Annotated in this window: 12 protein-coding genes and 1 pseudogene; 7 read left to right on the top strand and 6 right to left on the bottom strand. The window is 71.7% G+C overall.

What is annotated here, in order from left to right:
* Positions 1-30 precede the first annotated feature (30 nt).
* Positions 31-930: a hypothetical protein gene (locus ABH935_RS24720; protein WP_370380291.1), complete on the top strand. Its 900-nt coding sequence runs from the start codon at positions 31-33 to the stop codon at positions 928-930.
* A gap of 98 nt (positions 931-1,028) precedes the next feature.
* Here the strand turns inward: ABH935_RS24720 and ABH935_RS24715 are convergent, their stop codons facing one another.
* Positions 1,029-1,439 (bottom strand): RidA family protein, encoded by a 411-nt coding sequence (locus ABH935_RS24715; protein ID WP_370380290.1) that lies wholly within the window; start codon positions 1,437-1,439, stop codon positions 1,029-1,031.
* Positions 1,440-1,561: 122 nt separating this feature from the next.
* On the opposite strand from ABH935_RS24715, the gene ABH935_RS24710 reads away from it, so the two are divergent.
* Positions 1,562-2,413: a DegV family protein gene (locus tag ABH935_RS24710; protein WP_370380289.1), complete on the top strand. Its 852-nt coding sequence runs from the start codon at positions 1,562-1,564 to the stop codon at positions 2,411-2,413.
* 48 nt (positions 2,414-2,461) lie between these two features.
* On the opposite strand, the gene ABH935_RS24705 is transcribed toward ABH935_RS24710, so the two are convergent.
* Entirely contained in the window at positions 2,462-3,388 is a 927-nt protein-coding gene (locus ABH935_RS24705) for a LysR family transcriptional regulator (RefSeq protein WP_370380288.1), read from the bottom strand.
* 131 nt (positions 3,389-3,519) lie between these two features.
* Between ABH935_RS24705 and ABH935_RS24700 the strand changes: the two are divergent.
* Positions 3,520-4,828: pseudogene (locus ABH935_RS24700) on the top strand (MFS transporter).
* A gap of 622 nt (positions 4,829-5,450) precedes the next feature.
* Here ABH935_RS24700 and leuS read toward each other — a convergent pair.
* From leuS to ABH935_RS24685, 3 genes are all read right to left on the bottom strand, one after another.
* Positions 5,451-8,330: a leucine--tRNA ligase gene (gene leuS, locus ABH935_RS24695; protein WP_370380287.1), complete on the bottom strand. Its 2,880-nt coding sequence runs from the start codon at positions 8,328-8,330 to the stop codon at positions 5,451-5,453.
* A gap of 223 nt (positions 8,331-8,553) precedes the next feature.
* Complete coding sequence (locus tag ABH935_RS24690; RefSeq protein ID WP_370380286.1) at positions 8,554-9,246, bottom strand: lysoplasmalogenase; 693 nt, start codon at positions 9,244-9,246, stop codon at positions 8,554-8,556.
* A gap of 86 nt (positions 9,247-9,332) precedes the next feature.
* Positions 9,333-11,183 (bottom strand): phosphatidylglycerol lysyltransferase domain-containing protein, encoded by a 1,851-nt coding sequence (locus ABH935_RS24685; protein WP_370380285.1) that lies wholly within the window; start codon positions 11,181-11,183, stop codon positions 9,333-9,335.
* Positions 11,184-11,394: 211 nt separating this feature from the next.
* Between ABH935_RS24685 and ABH935_RS24680 the strand changes: the two genes are divergently transcribed.
* Positions 11,395-12,639 carry a peptidoglycan-binding protein gene (locus ABH935_RS24680; RefSeq protein WP_370380284.1) on the top strand — a complete coding sequence of 415 codons (1,245 nt, stop codon included), beginning with the start codon at positions 11,395-11,397 and terminating at the stop codon, positions 12,637-12,639.
* A 355-nt stretch (positions 12,640-12,994) separates the two neighbouring features.
* Positions 12,995-14,953 (top strand): peptidoglycan-binding protein, encoded by a 1,959-nt coding sequence (locus tag ABH935_RS24675; protein ID WP_370380283.1) that lies wholly within the window; start codon positions 12,995-12,997, stop codon positions 14,951-14,953.
* Between the two features lie 181 nt (positions 14,954-15,134).
* On the opposite strand, the gene ABH935_RS24670 is transcribed toward ABH935_RS24675, so the two are convergent.
* A complete protein-coding gene (locus ABH935_RS24670; protein ID WP_370380282.1) occupies positions 15,135-16,688 on the bottom strand; it encodes a hypothetical protein in 1,554 nt (517 codons plus the stop codon).
* Between the two features lie 257 nt (positions 16,689-16,945).
* Here ABH935_RS24670 and ABH935_RS24665 point away from each other — a divergent pair, with 257 nt between their 5' ends.
* Complete coding sequence (locus tag ABH935_RS24665; RefSeq protein WP_370349788.1) at positions 16,946-18,169, top strand: PucR family transcriptional regulator; 1,224 nt, start codon at positions 16,946-16,948, stop codon at positions 18,167-18,169.
* Positions 18,170-18,249: 80 nt separating this feature from the next.
* On the top strand, positions 18,250-19,443 hold the full coding sequence (locus ABH935_RS24660) for an acyltransferase domain-containing protein (protein ID WP_370380281.1): 1,194 nt from the start codon (positions 18,250-18,252) through the stop codon (positions 19,441-19,443).
* Positions 19,444-19,466 lie beyond the last annotated feature (23 nt).

The raw sequence follows: 19,466 nt of genomic DNA, 5'->3' as shown, positions 1-19,466 counted from the left end.
CGCAACGCCGTGCTCCCCATATCTGGAAGCATGCGTACCTTGCGATTACTGCTGGCGGTCGGGCTCAGCCTGGCCCCGGCGCTGGCCGCGACGGCGGCCGGCACCACGCCGGCCTTCGCCGGCGGCGGCGCGGGCATGACCCTGACCGCCACGATGGACGGCCAAGACCAGCGCCTGCTCGTCGGCACCAAGCACCTGGTGCACATCACGCTGGCCGACACACCGGGCGAGGCCGACCTGCGCGACATCACGATCAGCCTCAAGGACCTGGACCCTCGGCCCCTGCACGTGGACTGCCCGGACGGCCAGAACGGGCACCTGTCCCTGGAGCCGGGCCAGTCGCTGGAGTGCACGTCGCTGGTGACGGCGGCAGTCGGCTTCCGCACGCTGGTGGCCCGCGCGACGGCGTACGTCCCCGGCGAGGGCGGCCTGGTCCGGACGGACCCGCTGCACTACGACGGCTTCATGCCACCGCCGCCCCCGCCGCCCCCGGCATCGGTGCTGCACGCGCCGCTGGCACCGGACCCGGCCTCCGGGCGACCGCCGCGAGCGCCGGTGTTCATGCCCCCGCCGCCGCTGGACCCGCCGGACCCCGCGGACCCGCCGGGGCCGGCGAGCGGGGATCCGGGGAAGGCGCCTTTGGCTCCGGCGGCGCCGGTCGGGTCGGTGGTGCCGGTCGCGCCGGTCGCGCCGGTCGCACGTGGCGGGTGTTCGAATGGGGCCGGGGATGATGGCCGGTGCTGCTCGGGACACGTGGCGGCAGGCGACAGTCGATGCTGCGGATCGACCGGCAAGTCAGGCAGCTGCGTCAAGCACGGCGGTCTGGCCTTCACCGGCATGTCGACGCCGATGCTGGCCGGTGCCGCCTCGGTCGGGCTGCTGCTGGTGGCCGGCGGGTTCGTTCTGGTCAGGCGGTCTGCGCGGCGCTGATTCAAAGAACACCGACACAAAGAACCCGATACAAAGAACACTGAGCCCGGCGTTCTCACGCCGGGCTCTTGCTTTGTGCCAACAAGCACGCCGCCGCCTCAGCCCTCCAGCGCCGCCGTGAGATCCACCTCGACCAGCTGCCCTCCATACCCCAGCGCCGCGACCCCCAGCAGCGTGCTGGCCGTCCGGAACGCGGGACCCAGGGCCGAGGAGGTGAGCCGGTTCCAGGCCGCCGCCAGGACCGGGCTCTGGTCGCTGACCACGTAGATCACCGAGCGGACCACGTCGGCCGGGGTGGCGCCGGCGGCTTGCAGGATCGCGAGTGCGTTGGCCACCACCTGATCGATCTGGGCGTCCAGGTCCGGGCCGACCACCTTCTCGTCGGCGTCGAGGGGGCACAGGCCGGCCAGGTGGGCGGTGCGTCCGGCGGGGCTGATGGTCACGTGGGCGTAACCGGACGTGGGGTGCAGTCCGGGCGGGTTGATGAGGGTGAGGTTGTCGTCGTTCATGCTGGGCATTGTGGTTGCCAGGCGCGTGGAAGGCAGGTGATTATGTGACGGTCGCCGCATCGGACGCCCGTTCCGACTCCCGCCCATTTGCCCGGACGCCACCTCCGGATAACCTCGGCGGTATGTCCCGCATCGCGCTCGTCACCGACTCCACGGCCTGCCTTTCCGCGGAGACGGCGTTCGATTTCGGCGTCACCGCGGTGCCGCTGGAGGTGATCGTGCGCGGCGCGCCGCACAGCGAGGCGGCTCCGGACACCGGTGCGCTGCTGGTCGCGGCGTTGCGCTCGCATGAGACCGCCACCACCTCGCGTCCCTCGCCGGAGGACTTCGCCGCCGCGTACCGGGCGGCCGCCGTGCGGGGCGCCGAGGGCGTGGTCTCACTGCACATCTCGGCCGAGCTGTCGGCGACGCTGGAGTCCGCCGAGCTGGCCGCGAAGGACGCACCGATCCCGGTCCGGGTGCTGGACAGCCGCACCATCGGCATGGCGCTGGGCTTCGCGGTGCTGGCCGCCGCCGAGGCCGGCCGCGACGGCGAGCACGACCTGGACGCCGTCGCCGAGATCGCCGCCAAGCGCTCGGCGACCGCCTCCGCCTTCTTCTACGTCGACACCCTGGAGTACCTGCGCCGCGGGGGCCGCATCGGCTCGGCCCGCGCCCTGCTCGGCTCCGCCCTGGCGATGAAGCCGTTGCTCCATATGGCGGACGGCCGCGTCGAGCCGCTGGAGAAGGTCCGCACCTCCGCCAAGGCCATCGCCCGGCTGGAGGAGATCGCCGTCGAGCGGGCCGGCGGCGACGGCGGCTCGGTCGAGATCGCCGTCCAGCACCTCGACGCCGCCGAGCGCGCCGACGCCCTGGCCGGCCGGCTGCGCGAGCGGCTGCCCGGATTGACCGGCGTCACGGTGTGCGAGGTCGGCGCGGTCATCGGCGCGCATGTGGGGCCGGGGGTGCTGGGGGTCGTGGTTTCGCCGCGGTGAGGGGTCACAAGCCCTCAGGCCCTCAAACGCGTCAGGCCCTCAAGCCCGTCAAGCCCCGGCCGGCGTCCAGGACCCCGGAGCCCCGACCGGCCGGCCCGTGGCCGCCAGATGCCCGCGCAGCAGTGCCAGCACCGGATGCGGGTTGTCACTCCGCCAGACCAGCGAGTGCGGATACACCGGCGTGGGGTCCAGCACCGGGATCCGCCGCAGGTCGTGGCCGTCGGGCCAGGCCAGGCGCGGCTTCTCCGCCACCAACGACGCGACGTCGACCGAGTCCGCGATGACGTCCATCAGGTGGTCGCTGCCGAAGAACGGCCCTATGCCGTCGATGGAGAGCCCGAACTCCGCGGCCAGCTTCTTGTAGTAGACGGACCACTCGACGCCGTCCGGCACGATCCCCGGAATCCAGATGCGGTGCCCGGCCAGCTGCGCGGGCGTCACGGTGCGCGCCCCCGCCAGCGGATGCCGCGGGCCGACCAGCAGGTCCAGCCGGTCGTCGAAGACCCGGGCGGACTCCACGCCGGGCGGCAGCACGCGCACGTCCGCGACGTAGCGGAACGTCGCGTCGATCTCCCCGCCGCGCACCGCGTCCAGCGCCTGGCCGATGTCGACCAGCGTGACGACGTCGAGCTCGACCTCGGGCCGCGCCTCGTGGAAGCCGCGCAGCAGCGCCGACATCCCGCTGCGCTTGGCGATGACGTCCACCCGCAGGGCGCGCCGCTCCGGCCGCACCGAGGCGAGCGCCTTCGCCTCGGCCTGCATCAGGGCCCTGGCATGCGGCAGGAACGCCTGGCCATCGATGGTGAGCTGGGCGCCGCGGGCCGACCGGGTGAACAGGCGCACCGCGAGTTCCTTCTCCAGGGCGGCGATGCGCTTGGAGGCCGCCTGCTGGGTGATGCCGAGCTCGGTCGCGGCGTCTTGGAAGCGTCCGGTTTGGGCGGCCAGGAGGAAGGTGCGCACCGCTTCGAGGTCCATGGCGGGTCAGCCTAGCTACACAACTGGGAGTTGTGTTCAGTGGTCACTTTGGTTGTTTGACCTGGGTTTCTCGGGGCCGATTGGATGCCGGGAGTCAGCAGCTGGTTGTGGATTCCCAGGAGCGTGCGGGTATGGCGGACGGATCGAAACCGAAGGTGCGGCGGAGCCTGGGGCGGCAGTTCAACTGGCTCTGGTCGGCGTACGCGGTCAGCACGCTGGGGACCTGGCTGGCGTTCAACGCCTTCGCGTTGATCCTCATCAGGGTGCTGCATTCCGGGACGGCGGAGGTCGCGGCCCTGTCCGCGGCCGGGACGGCGGCCGGGGCGCTGGTGGCGCTGCCGCTGGGGCCGTGGGTGGAGTTCCGGCGCAAGCGTCCGGTGATGATCGGCATGGACCTGGTGCGGTTCTTCACGTTGCTGTCGATCCCGCTCGCGTACGGCTTCGGGGTGCTGACGTTCGCGCAGCTGCTCGTGGTGTCGATCGTGACCGGGGCGGCCGACCTGACGTTCACCGCTGCCGCCGGCGCGCATATGCGGACGCTGGTCGCGCAGGAGGACCTGCTGGTCGCCAACGGCCGGTTCGAGTCCACGCAGTGGACGGCGACGGTGCTGGGGATGCCGCTCGGTGGGGCGGCGATCGGGCTGTTCGGGCCGGTGGTGACGGTGGTCGCGGATGCGGTGAGCTATTTGCTGTCGGCGGTCGGGATCCGCGCGATCGGGGGCGGGGAGGCCGATCCGCCGGAGCGGGACGGCGCCGCCGGGCTGCGCGTCCGCGACCTCGTCGAGGGCTGGCGGCACATCCTGACGAACCCGGCGCTGCGGCCGCTGTACTTCAACAGCGGCCGCTGTCAATGCCCTGATCATGGCGCAGTCGCCGCTGCTCGCGGTGCTGATGCTGGGGCGGCTCGGGTTCTCGCCGTTCGAGTACGGGCTGGGGTTCGCGATCCCCTGTCTCGGCGGCCTGCTCGGCTCGCGCCTGAGCCCACGGCTGGTCGCGCGCTACGGCCGCCCCGCGGTGCTGCGCGTCGCCGGGGCGGTGCGGGCGGTGTGGCCGGTCGGGCTGGCGTTCGTCGGGCCGGGGCTGCCGGGGCTGCTGCTGGTGATCGCGATGGAGGCGGGGCTGATCGCCACGTCGGGGGTGTACAACCCGGTGCTGGCCACGCACCGGTTGGAGAACGCCGGGGGCGCGAACGTCACGCGGGTGCTGTCTGCGTGGTCGATCACGAACAAGATCAGCATCGCGACGGCCACCGCGCTGTGGGGGGTGCTCGCGTCGGCGACCAGCCCGCGGTTCGGGCTTGGGGTGGCGGGCGCGCTGCTGTTGGCGACGCCGCTGTTGTTGCCTCGGGGGTTGGGGGGTGGGGTGGTTGGTTCGGGGGTTGGGGTGGTTGGGGTGGTTGGGGTGGCTGGTTCGGGGGCTGTTGGTGATTCTGCGGGGTGAGCCAAGGACTCGGGGCGCAGCTGGTTGGTGGTTTAGGCGATTTTTACGGCTTCGCGGATGGTTTTATGGCCTCGCGGGGGGACGCAGTTCGGTTGTGCCCCGCATGTAGCGCTGGCGGCCGCCGGTTTTCGTGGGCACGACCGCGCGCCGGTCCGAGTCACTGCGCACACGTTGCGTAGGCGGCAATCGTCGTGCGTGGTGGGCACCTTGAGGCCTCCGGCGGGCGCTCTACAGCGAGGGGGCGACCCGCGCGTCCGGCTGTTTGGCGGCGGCCCGCGACTGTTCGGCTTTCTGTCCGCTCGTGGTGCGCCGCGCTGTCTGCTGGCGGCGCTGCTTGTGGTCACCAGGGTTCTGTGCCCCTCGCCACGTCGTCGCCTTACGGAACCAGCCCGGTCCGGTGGCGTCAAGCCGCATCGCTGTTGCTGTGGTGCTGTTTCGTCCGGCTGGACACCACCAAACCGGGCAGGTTGGCTTCGCCCGCCGACGCGGCGAGGGACCCAGAACCAACACCCCGCATGGTCCGGTCGGACACGACTCACCACGTGGCCGGCCAGCGCTGGCCCGTCAGCGCCCGGTGCTGACCGCCGAAGCGATCAGCGCCGGGCCGCCAAGCTGCGAAACCCTAAGCCGGCACCACGTTCACCAGCTTCGGCGCCCGTACGATGACCGTCCGCACTCCGCGCCCCTCCAGGGCGCGCTGCACGCCTTCCGAGGCCAGCGCCAGTTCGCGCAGTGCGTCCTGGTCGATGCTCGGGGGGACCTCCAGGCGGTCCTTCACCTTGCCGGCGACCTGCACTACGCATGTCACCGTCTCGTCGACCAGGTACGCGGGGTCCGCGGCCGGGTACACCGCGCGCGCCACCGAGTTCTTGTGGCCCAGGCGGGACCACAGTTCCTCGGCGATGTGGGGGGCGAAGGGGGCTGTCAGGACCACCAGGGCTTCGGCGGCTGGGCGGGGGACGGTGGGCAGGCGGGTCAGGTGGTTGTTCAGCTCGATCAGTTTGCTGATCGCGGTGTTGAAGCGCATGGCCTCCATGTCGGCGCGGGCGCCGTCGATGGTTTTGTGCATCGCGCGCAGGGTTGGCTCGTCGGGTTCTGTGTCGGTGACCGTGACTTCGCCGGTTTCCTCGTCGATCACGTTGCGCCACAGGCGCTGCAGGAAGCGGAAGCTGCCGATCGAGGCGCGGGTGTCCCAGGGCTTTGACATGTCCAGGGGGCCCATCGACATTTCGTAGATGCGCAGGGTGTCGGCGCTGTACTCGTCGATCATGTCGTCTGGGGAGATGACGTTCTTCAGTGACTTGCCGATCTTGCCGAAGTGCTGGGTGACCGGCTCGCCCTTGTAGTAGAACGCGCCGTCGCGCTCTTCGACCTCGTCGGCTGGGACGTAGATCTCGCGGGCGTCGGTGTACGAGGCGCCCTGGATCATGCCCTGGTTGTACAGCTTGCGGAATGGCTCGGCACTGGTCACCTGGCCCAGGTCGAACAGCACCTTGTGCCAGAAGCGCGCGTACAGCAGGTGCAGTACCGCGTGCTCGGCGCCGCCGACGTACAGGTCCACGCCGCCGGTGTCCTCGTCGTCCTGGGGTCCCATCCAGTACTTCTCGGCTGCGGCGTCGACGAAGCGGGTGTCGTCGGTCGGTGACAGGTAGCGCAGGTAGTACCAGCACGAGCCGGCCCACTGGGGCATGGTGTTGGTCTCGCGGTAGTACTGGCGGGGGCCGTCGCCCAGGTCCAGGGTGACGTTCACCCAGTCGGTGGCGCGCGCCAGCGGCGGTTCCGGGGCGCTGGTGACGTCGCCGGCCTCGAAGGTCTTCGGCGAGAAGTCCTCGACCTCCGGCAGCTCCAGCGGCAGCATGGACTCCGGCAGTGCGCGGGCGATGCCGGCCTCCGGGCCGTCGGCCGCGTAGACGATCGGGAACGGCTCGCCCCAGTACCGCTGGCGCGAGAACAGCCAGTCGCGCAGCCGGTAGGTGACGGTGCCCTCGCCGATTCCCTTGGCCTGCAGCCATTCGGTGATGGCGCGGATCGCCGCCGGGACCGGCAGCCCCTCCAGCGACACCTCGTCGTTGGCGGAGTTGGTGATCTGCGCGGTCTTGGAGTCGTAGGCCTCGGTCCAGTCCGCGACATCCTCCGGCCACTGGGCCGGCGGCGCCACCACGATCTGCATCGGCAGGTCGAAGGCCCGCGCGAACTCGAAGTCGCGCTGGTCGTGCGCGGGCACGGCCATGATGGCGCCGGTGCCGTAGCCCATCAGCACGTAGTCGGCGATGAACACCGGCACGCCCTCGCCGTTGACCGGGTTCACCGCGAACGTGCCGGTGAACACGCCGGTCTTCTGCCGGCCCTCGGTCTGCCGCTCGACCTCGGTCTTGGCCGCGGCGGCGGCGCGGTAGGCGGCGACGGCCTCGGCCGGGGTGGCGTGTCCGCCGGTCCACTTCTCGCGGGTGCCGGCCGGCCACTCCTTCGCCACGAAGGAGTCCACCAGTTCGTGCTCCGGAGCCAACACCATGTACGTGGCGCCGAACAGCGTGTCGGGGCGGGTCGTGAAGATCTCGATGGTCTTCTGGGAGCCGTCGACGGCGGTCACGCCGAAGTGCACGCGAGCGCCCTCGGAACGTCCGATCCAGTTCCGCTGCTGCAGCTTGATCGGCTCGGGCCAGTCCAGCCGGTCCAGGTCGGCCAGCAGTCGGTCACCGTACTTGGTGATGCGCATCATCCACTGGCGCAGGTTGCGCTTGAACACCGGGAAGTTGCCGCGCTCGGAGCGGCCGTCCGCGGTGACCTCCTCGTTGGACAGCACGGTGCCCAGGCCCGGGCACCAGTTCACGGGCGCCTCGGCGATGTAGGCCAGGCGGTAGGAGTCGATGATCGTCGCCTGCTCCTGCGCCGACAGCGCGCTCCAGGCGCGGCCGTCGGGGGTGCGGCGGGCGCCGTCGGCGAACTGCCCGATCAGCAGGCTGATCGGCCGGGCCTTGTCGGCCTGGTCGTCGTACCAGGAGTTGAAGATCTGCAGGAAGATCCACTGCGTCCACTTATAGAAGGACACGTCGATGGTCGACACCCCGCGCCGGGTGTCGTGGCCGAAGCCGATGCGGTGGATCTGCTCCTTGTACCGGGCGATGTTGGCCTCGGTGCTGATCCGCGGGTGGATGCCGTGCTCGACCGCGTACTGCTCGGCGGCCAGGCCGAAGGCGTCGAAGCCGATCGTGTGCAGCACCTTGTGGCCGGTCATCATCTTGTACCGGCCCAGCACGTCGGTGGCGATGTAGCCCAGCGGGTGGCCGACGTGCAGGCCGGCGCCGGAGGGGTACGGGAACATGTCCAGGATGTAGGCCTTGGGCTCCGCGGTGTCGGCCGGGTGGTCCGGGACCTCGAAGGTGTGGTGCTCGGCCCAGTACTCCTGCCACTTGGGCTCGATGTCGGCCGCTACGGAAGCCGTGTACCGGAACTTGGGCTCATCGCTAGCAGGCTTGGGCTGTGTGTCGGTCTGCTCGCTCATTGTCGTCTCAGTCCTCGGGATACGTCTGGTCAGAATCAGGCATGAAGGTCTGTGCTGGATATGAAGGTCTGTGCTGGAAATGAAAAAGCCCCTCGCGCATGGAGGGGAGCCGCGCTGACCGGAGCCTATGGCGGCTCCGTCCTGTTTCAGCGCGGCGACATAAGAAGCAGCGTCACAGCCCGCATACCTCAAGGGTACCAGCGACGCCTCCGAGATATCCGCCCTACCTGCGGACCAGGCCGAGGACCAGCAGGATCTGCGCCAGGTGGTAGGTGACGATGATCGGGACGTCCAGCTCCCAGTCCTTGCGGACGAACCGGGTCCAGCCGATCATCGCGTCGGAGACGGCGAACAGCAGCGCGCCGGGGATGATGCGCAGGTCACCGGTCCACCAGGCCGCGACCACCATCAGCGAGATGACGGTGACGTAGGCGAAGACCGGCACGGCCAGGGCGGGATCCTCGTCCTTCGCTGCGGCGCGGATCGGAAGGCCGACAGTCGCGAACAGGGCGCCGGCCAGGACCAGGCCGGTGAGGACGAAAGAGATCGCGTAGCCGCCGTGGGCATGGAGGCGGACGAACGCCGCGATGTACGCGACGTGTGCGAGCAGGAAGGCGCCCAGGCCGAGCACGAAGTTCCGGTCGGCCGCCGGGGAGTCCTCCGGCAGCATCAGGAACACATCGCCGACCAGGCTCAGGACCAGGGCCGCGGTCATGGTCACCACGAGGTAGGCCGGGGCGTGCTGTGCGTGCGCGATGGCCAGGGCCGCGGCGGTCAGCGCGACCATGGTCAGCGGCTTGGCGACGTACTCCGCACGGCGCGCAGCCACCGACGCCGAATCCATGGCGCGCCGCGAGACGGCGGTCCAGTCGGCGAAGGCCACCACGAGGGTCAGCAGCGTCAGCGTCAGAGGCACAGCGGAAAGCTACTACTCGGTAGCTTCGATGTCAGCAGCCCTCGGCGCGAAAGCTCTCCTTGTATATATGTACGACGCTCAAATGTTCAGTCTCCGCGTGGTTTCTCCAGCTCCGGAGCAGCTGCGGGAGCCGCCGGAGCCTCGGTCGCCACCGCGGCCGCCGGAACCGCCGCCAACTCCGGTTCCCGCCGCAGCCGCAGGAACCGCGGCGTCGGGAACGCCAGGAACCCCTCGGCCCGCCCGGCCGCGATGGCGATCCGCGCCAGGTCCCGGGCCTTCGGGAAGCACAGGTAGCGCGGCTCCCAGACCGGCCGGTACTTCATGTTCGCCCGGTACAGCGACTCCAGCTGCCACCAGCGCGAGAACACCGACAGCACGACCCGCGCCAGCCGCAGGAACGGCCCGGCGCCGATCCGGCCGGCCCGCTCGAAGATGCTGCGGAACATCGCGAAGTTCAGCGAGACCCGCTCCACCTTATGGTCGGGGCCGGCCTTGATCAGGTCGATCACCATGAACTCGACCAGGCCGTTCTCGGTCCCGCGCTCGCGGCGCATCAGGTCCAGCGACAGCCCCTTGGTCCCCCACGGCACGAAGGACAGCAGCGCGCGCAGTGTCCCGTCGCCGTCCAGGCACTCGACCATCACGCACTGGCCGTCCGCCGGGTCGCCGAGCCGGCCCAGCGCCATCGAGAAGCCGCGCTCGACGCTGCCGTCGCGCCAGTCGTCCGCCCTGCGGACCAGGCGGGCCATCTCGTCGGCCGGGATCTCGGCGTGCCGGCGGATGCGGGTGCGGTAGCCGGCGCGCTCGACCCGGTTGTACGCCTGCCGGACCACGCGCATCGCGCGGCCCTCCAGGGTGAACTCGTCGACCTCGACCACCGCCTCGTCGCCGAGCTCGATGGCGTCCAGGCCGAACCGGGTCAGGACCTTGCCACCCTCCTCCGAGGCGCCCATCACGGCCGGTACCCAGGCGTGCTGCCGGGCCTCGGCCAGCCAGGCCTCGATCGCCCCGGGCCAGGCCTCGACGTCCCCGATCGGGTCGCCGGAGGCCAGCGACACCCCGCCGACCGGCCGGTAGGCGATCGCCGCCTTGCCGGTCGGGGACCACATCACCGCCTTGTCCCGGCGCAGGTTGAAATAGCCCAGCGAGTCCTGGTCGCCGAACTTGTCCAGCAGGGTGCGCAGCCGGTCGTCGTCCTCGGCCAGGTGCCGGTAGGTACCGCGGCGCGGCTGGAACAGGGCCCAGGCCACCGCCAGGATCATCAGGGAGCCGATCAGGTTGACCGTCACGTCGACCCAGTGCGGCACCTCGACGGCGGTGTCGTACCACCAGATCCCGGTGCCGGCCATGCCCGCCTTGAGCGTGTAGAGCGCCTGGTCGCCGAGGTCGGTGGCGGGGTTGGCGTCGTTCCAGGCCACCAGGGTGACGCCGAGCACCGTCGACAGCGCCAGCGACACGCCGAGCACGATCAGCGCCAGCCGGAAGTTGGCGGCGTCGAAGACGGCGTAGAACTGCTTGCGGGACCAGATCACCAGCCCGATGAACAGCGCCTGGACCACGAAGGCGACGATCAGCGGCGCCAGCGGCTGCAGGTCGGAGGAGGTGACGTTGTACAGCAGCGCACTGATCGCCAGCCAGCCCAGCGGGCCGACGAACAGCCCCAGCACCATCAGCAGCCACCAGGCGACGCGCTTGCGCCGGCGCACGGCCGCGCCGAGCATCAGCATCAGCACGCCGAAGCCGATCGAGGGCACGCCGAGCAGGAACCCCAGGCTGAACAGGATGTAGTCCGGCAGCCGGTCGATGCGCTCGTTGGTCCGCGGCGAGAGCGCGGACAGGAACGAGGCCAGCGCCACGATCCGGCAGTACCAGACCAGCAGCGTCGGGATCCGGGCGCGGAAACGCTGCACGCGGCTCGTAGTCGCGGTCTCCGTCATCCGAACCCTTACCTCCGGCTGTGTATGGTTTCGAAGCTGATAGCCGTCCAATCTACTCAACGCCCGGGTTCATCCTGGAGTGCCGTGGGCGACGCGCGCGGGGAGGCGTCATTGCCGGAGCGGCGCGGGAATTTACTGGTACTCTCCGGGGCACCGCGGGTGGGGCGGTAGTAAAGCGATCACTGGCGGACGGATGTTGGGGGCTTACCCGATGGAGCAACAACCCGGACGGCGGCAGCCTGGACGTGGCCGCGCTGGGGACCAGTCGTCGCGCCCACCCGAGGACTTCGTCGAGGACGACCCGACGATGGTGCGCCCGTTCGTGCGGGCTTCGTCCGGCGGACGGCCCCGACAAGGCGCACCGGGCGGCGGACAGGGACGGCAGAACGGCCGGCAACCGCAGGCGAACGGTCGGCAGCAGCAACCCAATGGGCGGCAGCAGCCCAACGGTCGCGGTCGGCAGAACGGCCCCGGCCCCGAAGGCTCGCGCCCGGGAGGTCAGGGCGTCCCCGGCCCGCGACCACCCCGCGACGCCGACCCGCAGCAGGTCCCCGGACTGCTCTCGACCCCGATGCCGCCGCCGCGCGCGGTGGCCCGGAACGCCCCGCCGCAGAATCCCGCCCCGGAGCCGGATCCGCCGATGAGCGACCTGACCACGACGATGCCGATCCTGGCCGTGCCGGCCGACGACGGCTACGACGGTTACGACGGCTACCCGGACCACTATCCGGAGCACGAAAACCCGGCGCCCGGCGAGCACGGCCACTTCCACGACGACGCCGACTGGGCCCGGCACCGCGGCGGGAACCGGCCGCCGCGCGCGGTGAAGATCGGGGCGATCCTGGCCGGCGTGGCGGTGGTCGGAGTGGCGGCTTACAGCGTGCTCGGCGGCGGATCGGGCCAGCCGTCGGCGGGCCCCGCGGCGGCCGGGTCCACGACGAACGGCGCGGCCGGCGCCGCCCCGGGGACGCCGTCGGACAGCGCCACGTCCGCGCCCGGCACGCCGACGCCCACCGGATCGCCGACCGACTCCAGCTCGGGGTCGAAGAGCGCGAGCACGCCTTCGACGTCGCACAGTTCGAAGTCGCCGTCGAAGGCGTCGAGTACGTCGCACCCTTCGTCGCCGAGCAGCTCGCAGATGACGTCGCGGCCGAGCAGCGCGCCGTCGACACCGACGAGCAGCGCCACGGCACCGCCGCCGCCGCCGACAAGCTCCGCCTCGCCGGCGTTCACGGTTCTGGGTCCCGGCTCCAGCGGCCCGGCGGTGTCGCAACTTCAACAGAACCTCAAGAAGTCCGGCGACTGGTGGCTCAAGGTCACCGGCACCTGGAACAGCGACACGACGAACGCGGTCCAGAACTTCCAGGACGCAAACCCAGGTACCAGCCCGCCCGACGCCTACGGAACCTATGGACCGGCGACCGACAAGGCGTTGCAATCCGCGGTAGGCAACTGAGCGTAAGCGGACGGGCATAGGCCGGTACCGGCCTATAGCCTGATTCACATCCCCCGACGAACATCAGAGTGATAGCGTCGGTGATCGCCCAAAGTCGCGCCACGCCACGAAGGACGTTACGGAGGCAGAGATGTCCGCACCGCAGCAGCCTTTGGAGCCCGACTTACCCCGGATACCGGTGCAGTCACGGCACGAAGCGGACTTGTTTCGCCGCGACCCCGCGACCCGCACCGATCCCCGCGAGAGCGCACCGAAGCCGGCGCCGGCGCCACCCGGTTCCGGCCCGCGAACGGAGGAGTTCAGCGTGGCGGATACGAATGGCGGCCGTCGCCCGGCCCCCAGACAAAAACGCTCGATGCCCGACCAGGAATGGAACACCGGAAACCCGGGAAACGCGGGCAACGCACCGCACACCGACGCGAACCTGCCGATGACGCAGCGCCGGGTGCCGGACCCCTCGTGGGTGCCGGGGGCGGGGCAGCAGGGTGCGCCGCACGGTGGTCAGGGTGGCCAGGGCGGTCACGCCGGCCACGGGCAGCAGCCTTCGTTCCAGCCGCGCCCGAACGCGCCGCAGGCTGCTGGGACGCAGCCGAATTCCGCGCCGGCGGCACGGGATCCGTTCTTCGGCGAGCGACCGGCTGCCGCGCGGCAGCCCTCGTTCCAACCGCGGCCCGCAGCGCCTGGCCCGCAGCAGCCTTCCTTCCAGGCATTCCAGCCTCGGTCGAGTGTGCCTCCTGGGCAGCACCCTTCCTTCCAGCCGCGACCGGCCGCAGCGCAGCCCGCCGCTCCCACCGGGCAGCATCCTTCCTTCCAGCCGCGACCGGCCGCGCCGCAGTCCGCTGCTCCTACCGGTCAGCACCCTTCGTTCCAGCCCCGGCCGAGCGCGCCGCCGCAGCAGCATCCTTCGTTCCAGCCGCGGCCCGCTGCGCCGACCGGCCAGCACCCGTCGTTCCAGCCCCGCCCGGCCGCTCCCGGCGCGCAGCACCCTTCGTTCCAGCCGCGCCCGAGCGCGCCGCAGCCTCCGGCTCCCGGCGGCCAGGGCGCCCTGCCCCAGCGGCAGTCGGCGGCGCCTGCCGCTCAGCGTGCCGAAGGCCTCACGCGCGATCTGCGTACTCCGGCGCCCGCGCGCCGTACCGAGGCCGAGTGGTTCCGGCCGACCGGCGAGAGCCGAATACCCGGCTCCGATGGCCACGCGCCTGAGAGCCGTGGCGAGGTCACGCGCCTGTCCGACCGCGCCGTCGGGCGTGATCTGGTCCGGCGGCCGGTGAACGAGACCGCGCTGCTGCCGTCGTCCGGCGGCTTCGGCGGCTCGGGCTCCGGGTTCGGCGGCGACGGCGGTGGCGGTGACGGCGGCGACCTGCCTCCCTTCGACCGCGGCAACGGCGGCCGGCACCGGGGCCCGCGCCGTCCCGCGTTCCGGGCCGCCGTGCCGATCGCCGCGGTGCTCGCGGCCAGCGGCGGGGCGCTCGGGCTGGTGCACGCCGTCAGCTCCGGGGCACCCGGGTCCAGCGTGGACATGGGGTCGGGGAGCAACGGCTCGTCCGTCACCACCGATTTGAGCAACGCCCCCTCCGGGGACGGCTCGACCCTCGGCTCCAGCGGGGCCAGCTCCGATCCGGCGACCTCGCCGCTGGACGCGACCGCCTCCAGCTCCGGCGCGCCGTCCGGGCTGAACCCCGGCCAGCAGACCACGACCGCGCCCGGCAGCCGCACCGCGCCGCCGAGTACGTCGACCAAGGCGACCTCGACGCCGTCGGGGCCGAGCTCCCCGGGCAGTTCCGGGCCGGGGCTGCCGACGAACGGCCCGGTCCAGACCTCGAACCCGCCGAGCGCACCGGGCGCGCCGAGCACCCCGCTCAGCACCACGCCCACCACGCCGGGCACCCCGACCACCACGCCGACGACCCCGGTCACGACGCCGGCGCCGCCGACCTCGACGCTGCCCCAGACCCCGTCGGGCCCGACGACGCCCAGCACGCCGACCTCGGGCCCGACCACCCCGACGCCGACCGGCCCGACGACCACGCCGACCCCCACGCCGACACCGACCCCGAGCCCGTCGAGCAGCACCCCGCAGATCTCGCCGAGCGCGGGCACGCTGCAGGCCGGCGACACCGGCCCGGACGTCTCGACCCTGCAGACGCTCCTGGACCGCCTCGGCACCCCGACGTGGGTCCCGGTGACCGGGGTCTACGACACCCGCACCACCGAGGCCGTCGCCTACGTCCAGAACATGCTCAACATCACGGCGGACCCGCGCGGCGTGTGCGGCCCGGCCACGGCCGTGGCGATCAACACGCTGGCAGCACACTGAATCACCGCTCCACATATCGAAACACACTGACAAACTGCCGAAAGGTCGCGCCGGGGCCGGGAAACTCCCGGCGCGGCCTTCGAAGGCAGCCCAGGGCGGCTGACCGCGGCGGTGCACCGGTGTCGTGCCGCCGGTCGACGGCGGCTACCTCGCGCGGTAGCGAGACTCGGCGAATCAGACCTCAGCGATCCGGACCGTAGAGCTGGTAATACCGTTCCACCAGCCCGCTCTCGGCGATCGAGGCGTCGGTCCGCGCCACGTCGTGCCCGGCCGCGAAACCGTTCCCCGGCCGGGCCAGCGTGCACGCGCCCCACACCAGCGCCGCCATCGTCAGATCCGACTGCCGCGCCGGCACCCGGTCGCCTCGCGGCCCGGACACCCGCAGCCCGTCGGCGAGCACGGTGACCGGACCGTTCGGCATCACGTACCGCACCCCGACACGCGGCACCTCCTCGACCCGCTCGGCACGCTCGATCAGGCCCGGCAGGTCGATCTCCGAGGCCCGCCCCGACACGCTCGCCACGAAACAGTCCCCTGGCAGAAAGTCCAGATCCTCGCCACCGAGCCCGGCCTGCCCTGCCTGCCCGTCCTCTCCTGCCTGCACGGCCGCCCCGGCCTGCCCGGCCTGCCCCGCCTGCCCGGTCGAGCACACGATCAGCGTCGGCCGGTGGCCGTCCAGCAGCGCCGACAGGTCCGGCGCCGTCAGGTACCCGGCCTCGTGCGCGGCGACCAGCCGGCGCCACTCGGTGTCGTACACGGCGACCCGCATCCGCTGCCCCCGCAACACCGCCGCCACCTGCTCCCCGACGACGCCGTACCCGATGACCAGCGCCTGCCCGCCGTCGAAGTTCTTCTCCGGCACCAGTTCCCGGATCGAGCGCACCACGGACTCGGCGATCCAGCGCGCCTCGATCCCGCGCTTCACCGCACTCTGCGCCACGCTGAACACCGGCACGGGTACCGCGTCTCCGAGCTCTTCGATACCCGCCGGCGACTGCTCGACCAGCCCCTGGAAACTCGGGAGCAACTCCGGCGCGAGCCGCGTCACCGTCGGCAGCACATGCCCGCCGTCGTCGATCACCACGCTCGGCTCGCAGACCCGTGCCGCGTGCAGCCGCAGCGCGGTCTCGGCGTCCGACACCGGCAGCACCGCGATGCCGAGCGCGGCCAGGTGCGCCTCGACCCGCGACCGCAGCTTGTGCGGGTACTCCTTCTTCAGCACCGTCATCGCCTCGGGCCGCGCTCCGAGCGCGATCAGCGTCTGCGCCTGTACCACCAGGTCCGACAGCAGGTGCCCGACCAGCACCACCCCGCACCCCCCGAGCGGCTTGTCCGTCACCCGCTCCAGCAGCCCGGCCAGCAACGGCAGCTGCTCGGCGAACGCGTCGGTCTCGAACTCGGTGAACGGCACGCCCTCCAGGCACCCCAGCGCCTTCGCCGCGTCCGCCTCGCCGATCTCCGCGCGGTCCAGCAGCGTCGCGGACAACACCAGCTGCGCGCTCCCCCGGTCGCGCGGCCGGCCGGCCGGCGCCATCGCGATCAGCATGCTGCCATCCCCGCCGACGCCGAGCGGGACCAGCCACGCGCCCGGCCCGAGCCGGTGCCGGCGGGCCGCGGCCGGGAACGCCGCCTCGATCCGGTCCAGCACCTCGGCCAGCACCAGACGACCCTGCTCGGCGGTGCCCTGGAGCTCGGTGATCGCGGTCGCGGGGCCCCGGTGGTGCGTGTCCTTCACAGCCCACGTATACCAGATTGCTGAGGAATGACCGTTTCACCACGCACTCGACCGCGACTAGTCATGCATACGACGAAGACTCACCGACAGCTCGCGGACGACTCAAGGTTGACCCGCGAACAGCCCCCGGCCACCTGTGCGTCGCATCACACGCGAGCCCGCCGGAGCACCCCCGACATGGCCGATGATTCCTGCTTGTCCAGGACTGTGCGCGGACATGGACACGGCCGTCCCATTCCGTGAGCGAGAATGAGGAGATGACCACCGGCACCACTGACGACCTGACCCCCGCCCAACGGGCAGCCGCGGTCCGGCGTCTGGAGAAGTCGATCGGCTCACTGGCCGGTGTGGCGATCCAGCGGATGGAGGAGCGCCTGGCCTGGTACCGGGCCATGCCCCCGGACAACCGCTCCTGGATCGGCCTGGTCGTGCAGGCCGGTATCGCGGCCTTCGTGGAGTGGTTCCGCAATCCGCAGGACCGTACCGCGATCAGCGCGGACGTCTTCGGCACCGCCCCGCGCGAGCTGACCCGCTCGGTGACCCTGCGCCAGACCGTCGAACTCGTCCGCACGACCATAGAAGTGGTCGAGGAGGGCATCGGCCAGATCGCGCAGGGCCCGGCCGAGCAGGCCGCGCTGCGCGAGGGCATGCTGCGCTACTCCCGCGAGATCGCCTTCGCCGCCGCGCAGGTCTACGCGCAGGCCGCCGAGCTGCGCGGCGCGTGGGACGCACGGCTGGAGGCGCTGGTCGTCGACGAGCTGATGCGCGGCGACGTGCTGGACGACACCGTCCGCTCCCGCGCCGCGGCCCTGGGCTGGGACAGCGCCTCGGGCCTGGTGGTGGTGGTCGGCACCACCCCGGAGCCGCTGGCGGGGCGGGAGAACGTCCGGCAGCACACCGCGCTGGTGGCCGACGCCGTGCACCGCGCCGCGCGCCGGGCCCGGCTGACCGTGCTCACCGGGGTGCAGTCGGACCGGCTGGTGGTGATCATCGGCGGCGCCGACGATCCGCTGACCGCGACCCGCGCGCTGGCCAACGAGTTCGGGCCGGGGCCGCTGGTGATCGGTCCGGTTGTCGAGGACCTCCTGTCTGCGGGCATTTCCGCCCAAGCCGCCCTGTCCGCGGTGCGCGCTGCGGGTGCCTGGCCCGACGCGCCGCGTCCGGTGCTGGCCGCCGAACTCCTCCCGGAACGTGCCCTGGCCGGCGACGAGGCCGCGAAGGCTCAACTGGTGGCTGAGGTCTATCGGCCGCTGGAGTCCGCGGGCGCGGCGTTGCTCGAAACCGTTTCGGCGTATCTGGAACAGGCCGCGTCGCTGGAGAGCGCCGCGCGAATGCTGTTCGTCCACCCCAACACCGTGCGCTACCGGCTCAAAAGGGTGAGCGAACTCACAGGCCTCAATCCCGCGCAACCGCGCGCCGCGTTCACCCTCCATATGGCGCTGGCCTTGGGAAGGTTGGCTGGACCGTCGAACGCTTTGTAGGAACCCTCCAAGATCCAGACCATGATCTTCGTCCGCCCCGCTAAAGGCAATCTCGCGGTTGACGAACGAGAGTGAATGACGTGCTAGTACTCGTCGCGCCGGGCCAGGGTGCCCAGTCCCCCGGATTCCTCGCCCCTTGGCTGGAGGTCCCAGGTTTCGCCGACCGGCTGACCTGGTGGTCCGCCGTGGCCGGGCTGGATCTCGTGCACTACGGGACCGAAGCCGACGCCGAGACCATCAGGGACACCGCGATCGCGCAGCCGCTGCTGGTGGCCTCCGGGATCGCCTCGGCCCTCGCGCTGTTCCCGCACCCGGCGGACGCTTTCAAGATGATCGGCGCGGCCGGCGGGCACTCCGTCGGCGAGATCGCCGCCGCCGCCGGCACCGGCGTGATCACCGCCGAGGCGGCCATGGTGTTCGTCCGCGAGCGCGGCCGGCTGATGGCGCAGGCCGCCGCGGTCACCCCGACCGGCATGACAGCAGTGCTCGGCGGCGACCGCGAGGTGGTGCTGGCCAAGATCGCCGAGCACAACCTGATCCCGGCGAACAACAACGGGGCCGGCCAGATCGTGGCCGCCGGCACGCTGGAGGACCTGGCGCGGTTCGGGGACGACGGCCCCGACGGGGCCCGGCTGCGTCCGCTGAGCGTGGCCGGCGCGTTCCACACCCAACACATGGGCTCGGCCGTGGAGCAACTCTCCCGGCTGGCCAAGGGCATCACCACGCGCGACCCGCGCACCCGGCTGGTGTCCAACGCCGACGGCGCGGTCGTGCACGACGGCCGCGAGGTCCTGCGCCGCCTGGTCGCCCAGGTCTCCAACCCGGTGCGCTGGGACCTGTGCATGGATACTTTCGGCGAACTCGGGGTAACCGGCATCCTTGAGGTGCCGCCGGCCGGGACCCTGACGGGTCTGGCCAAGCGCGCACTGAAGGGTGTTGAGACCTTCGCGCTGAAGACGCCGGACGACCTGGACGCCGCGCGCGCCTTCGTCGCCAAGCACGGCGAGTCCGCCGGCGCCGACTCGCTGGACACGGCTCCGACCTGGCGCCTGGTCATCGCCCCGCACGGCGGGACGGTGCGCCGGGGCGCCTTCGAGGCCGGCGACAAGCTGGAGCGGGACACCGCGGTGGCGACCGTCGCCGCCCGCGGTGACGAGCATGAGATCACGGTGCGACACGAGGGCGAGATCCTCGAGTGGCTCGTGGAAGACGGGGACCCGGTCGCGCCGGGGCAGCCGCTGCTGCGCGTCCACCCGACCGGCTCGTACGTCTAGCCGGCCCGACACTCGGTAAAGGG

Source organism: Catenulispora sp. GAS73, from assembly GCF_041262085.1.
Taxonomy (GTDB): domain Bacteria; phylum Actinomycetota; class Actinomycetes; order Streptomycetales; family Catenulisporaceae; genus Catenulispora.
This window is presented reverse-complemented; position numbering and strand designations above follow the sequence as displayed.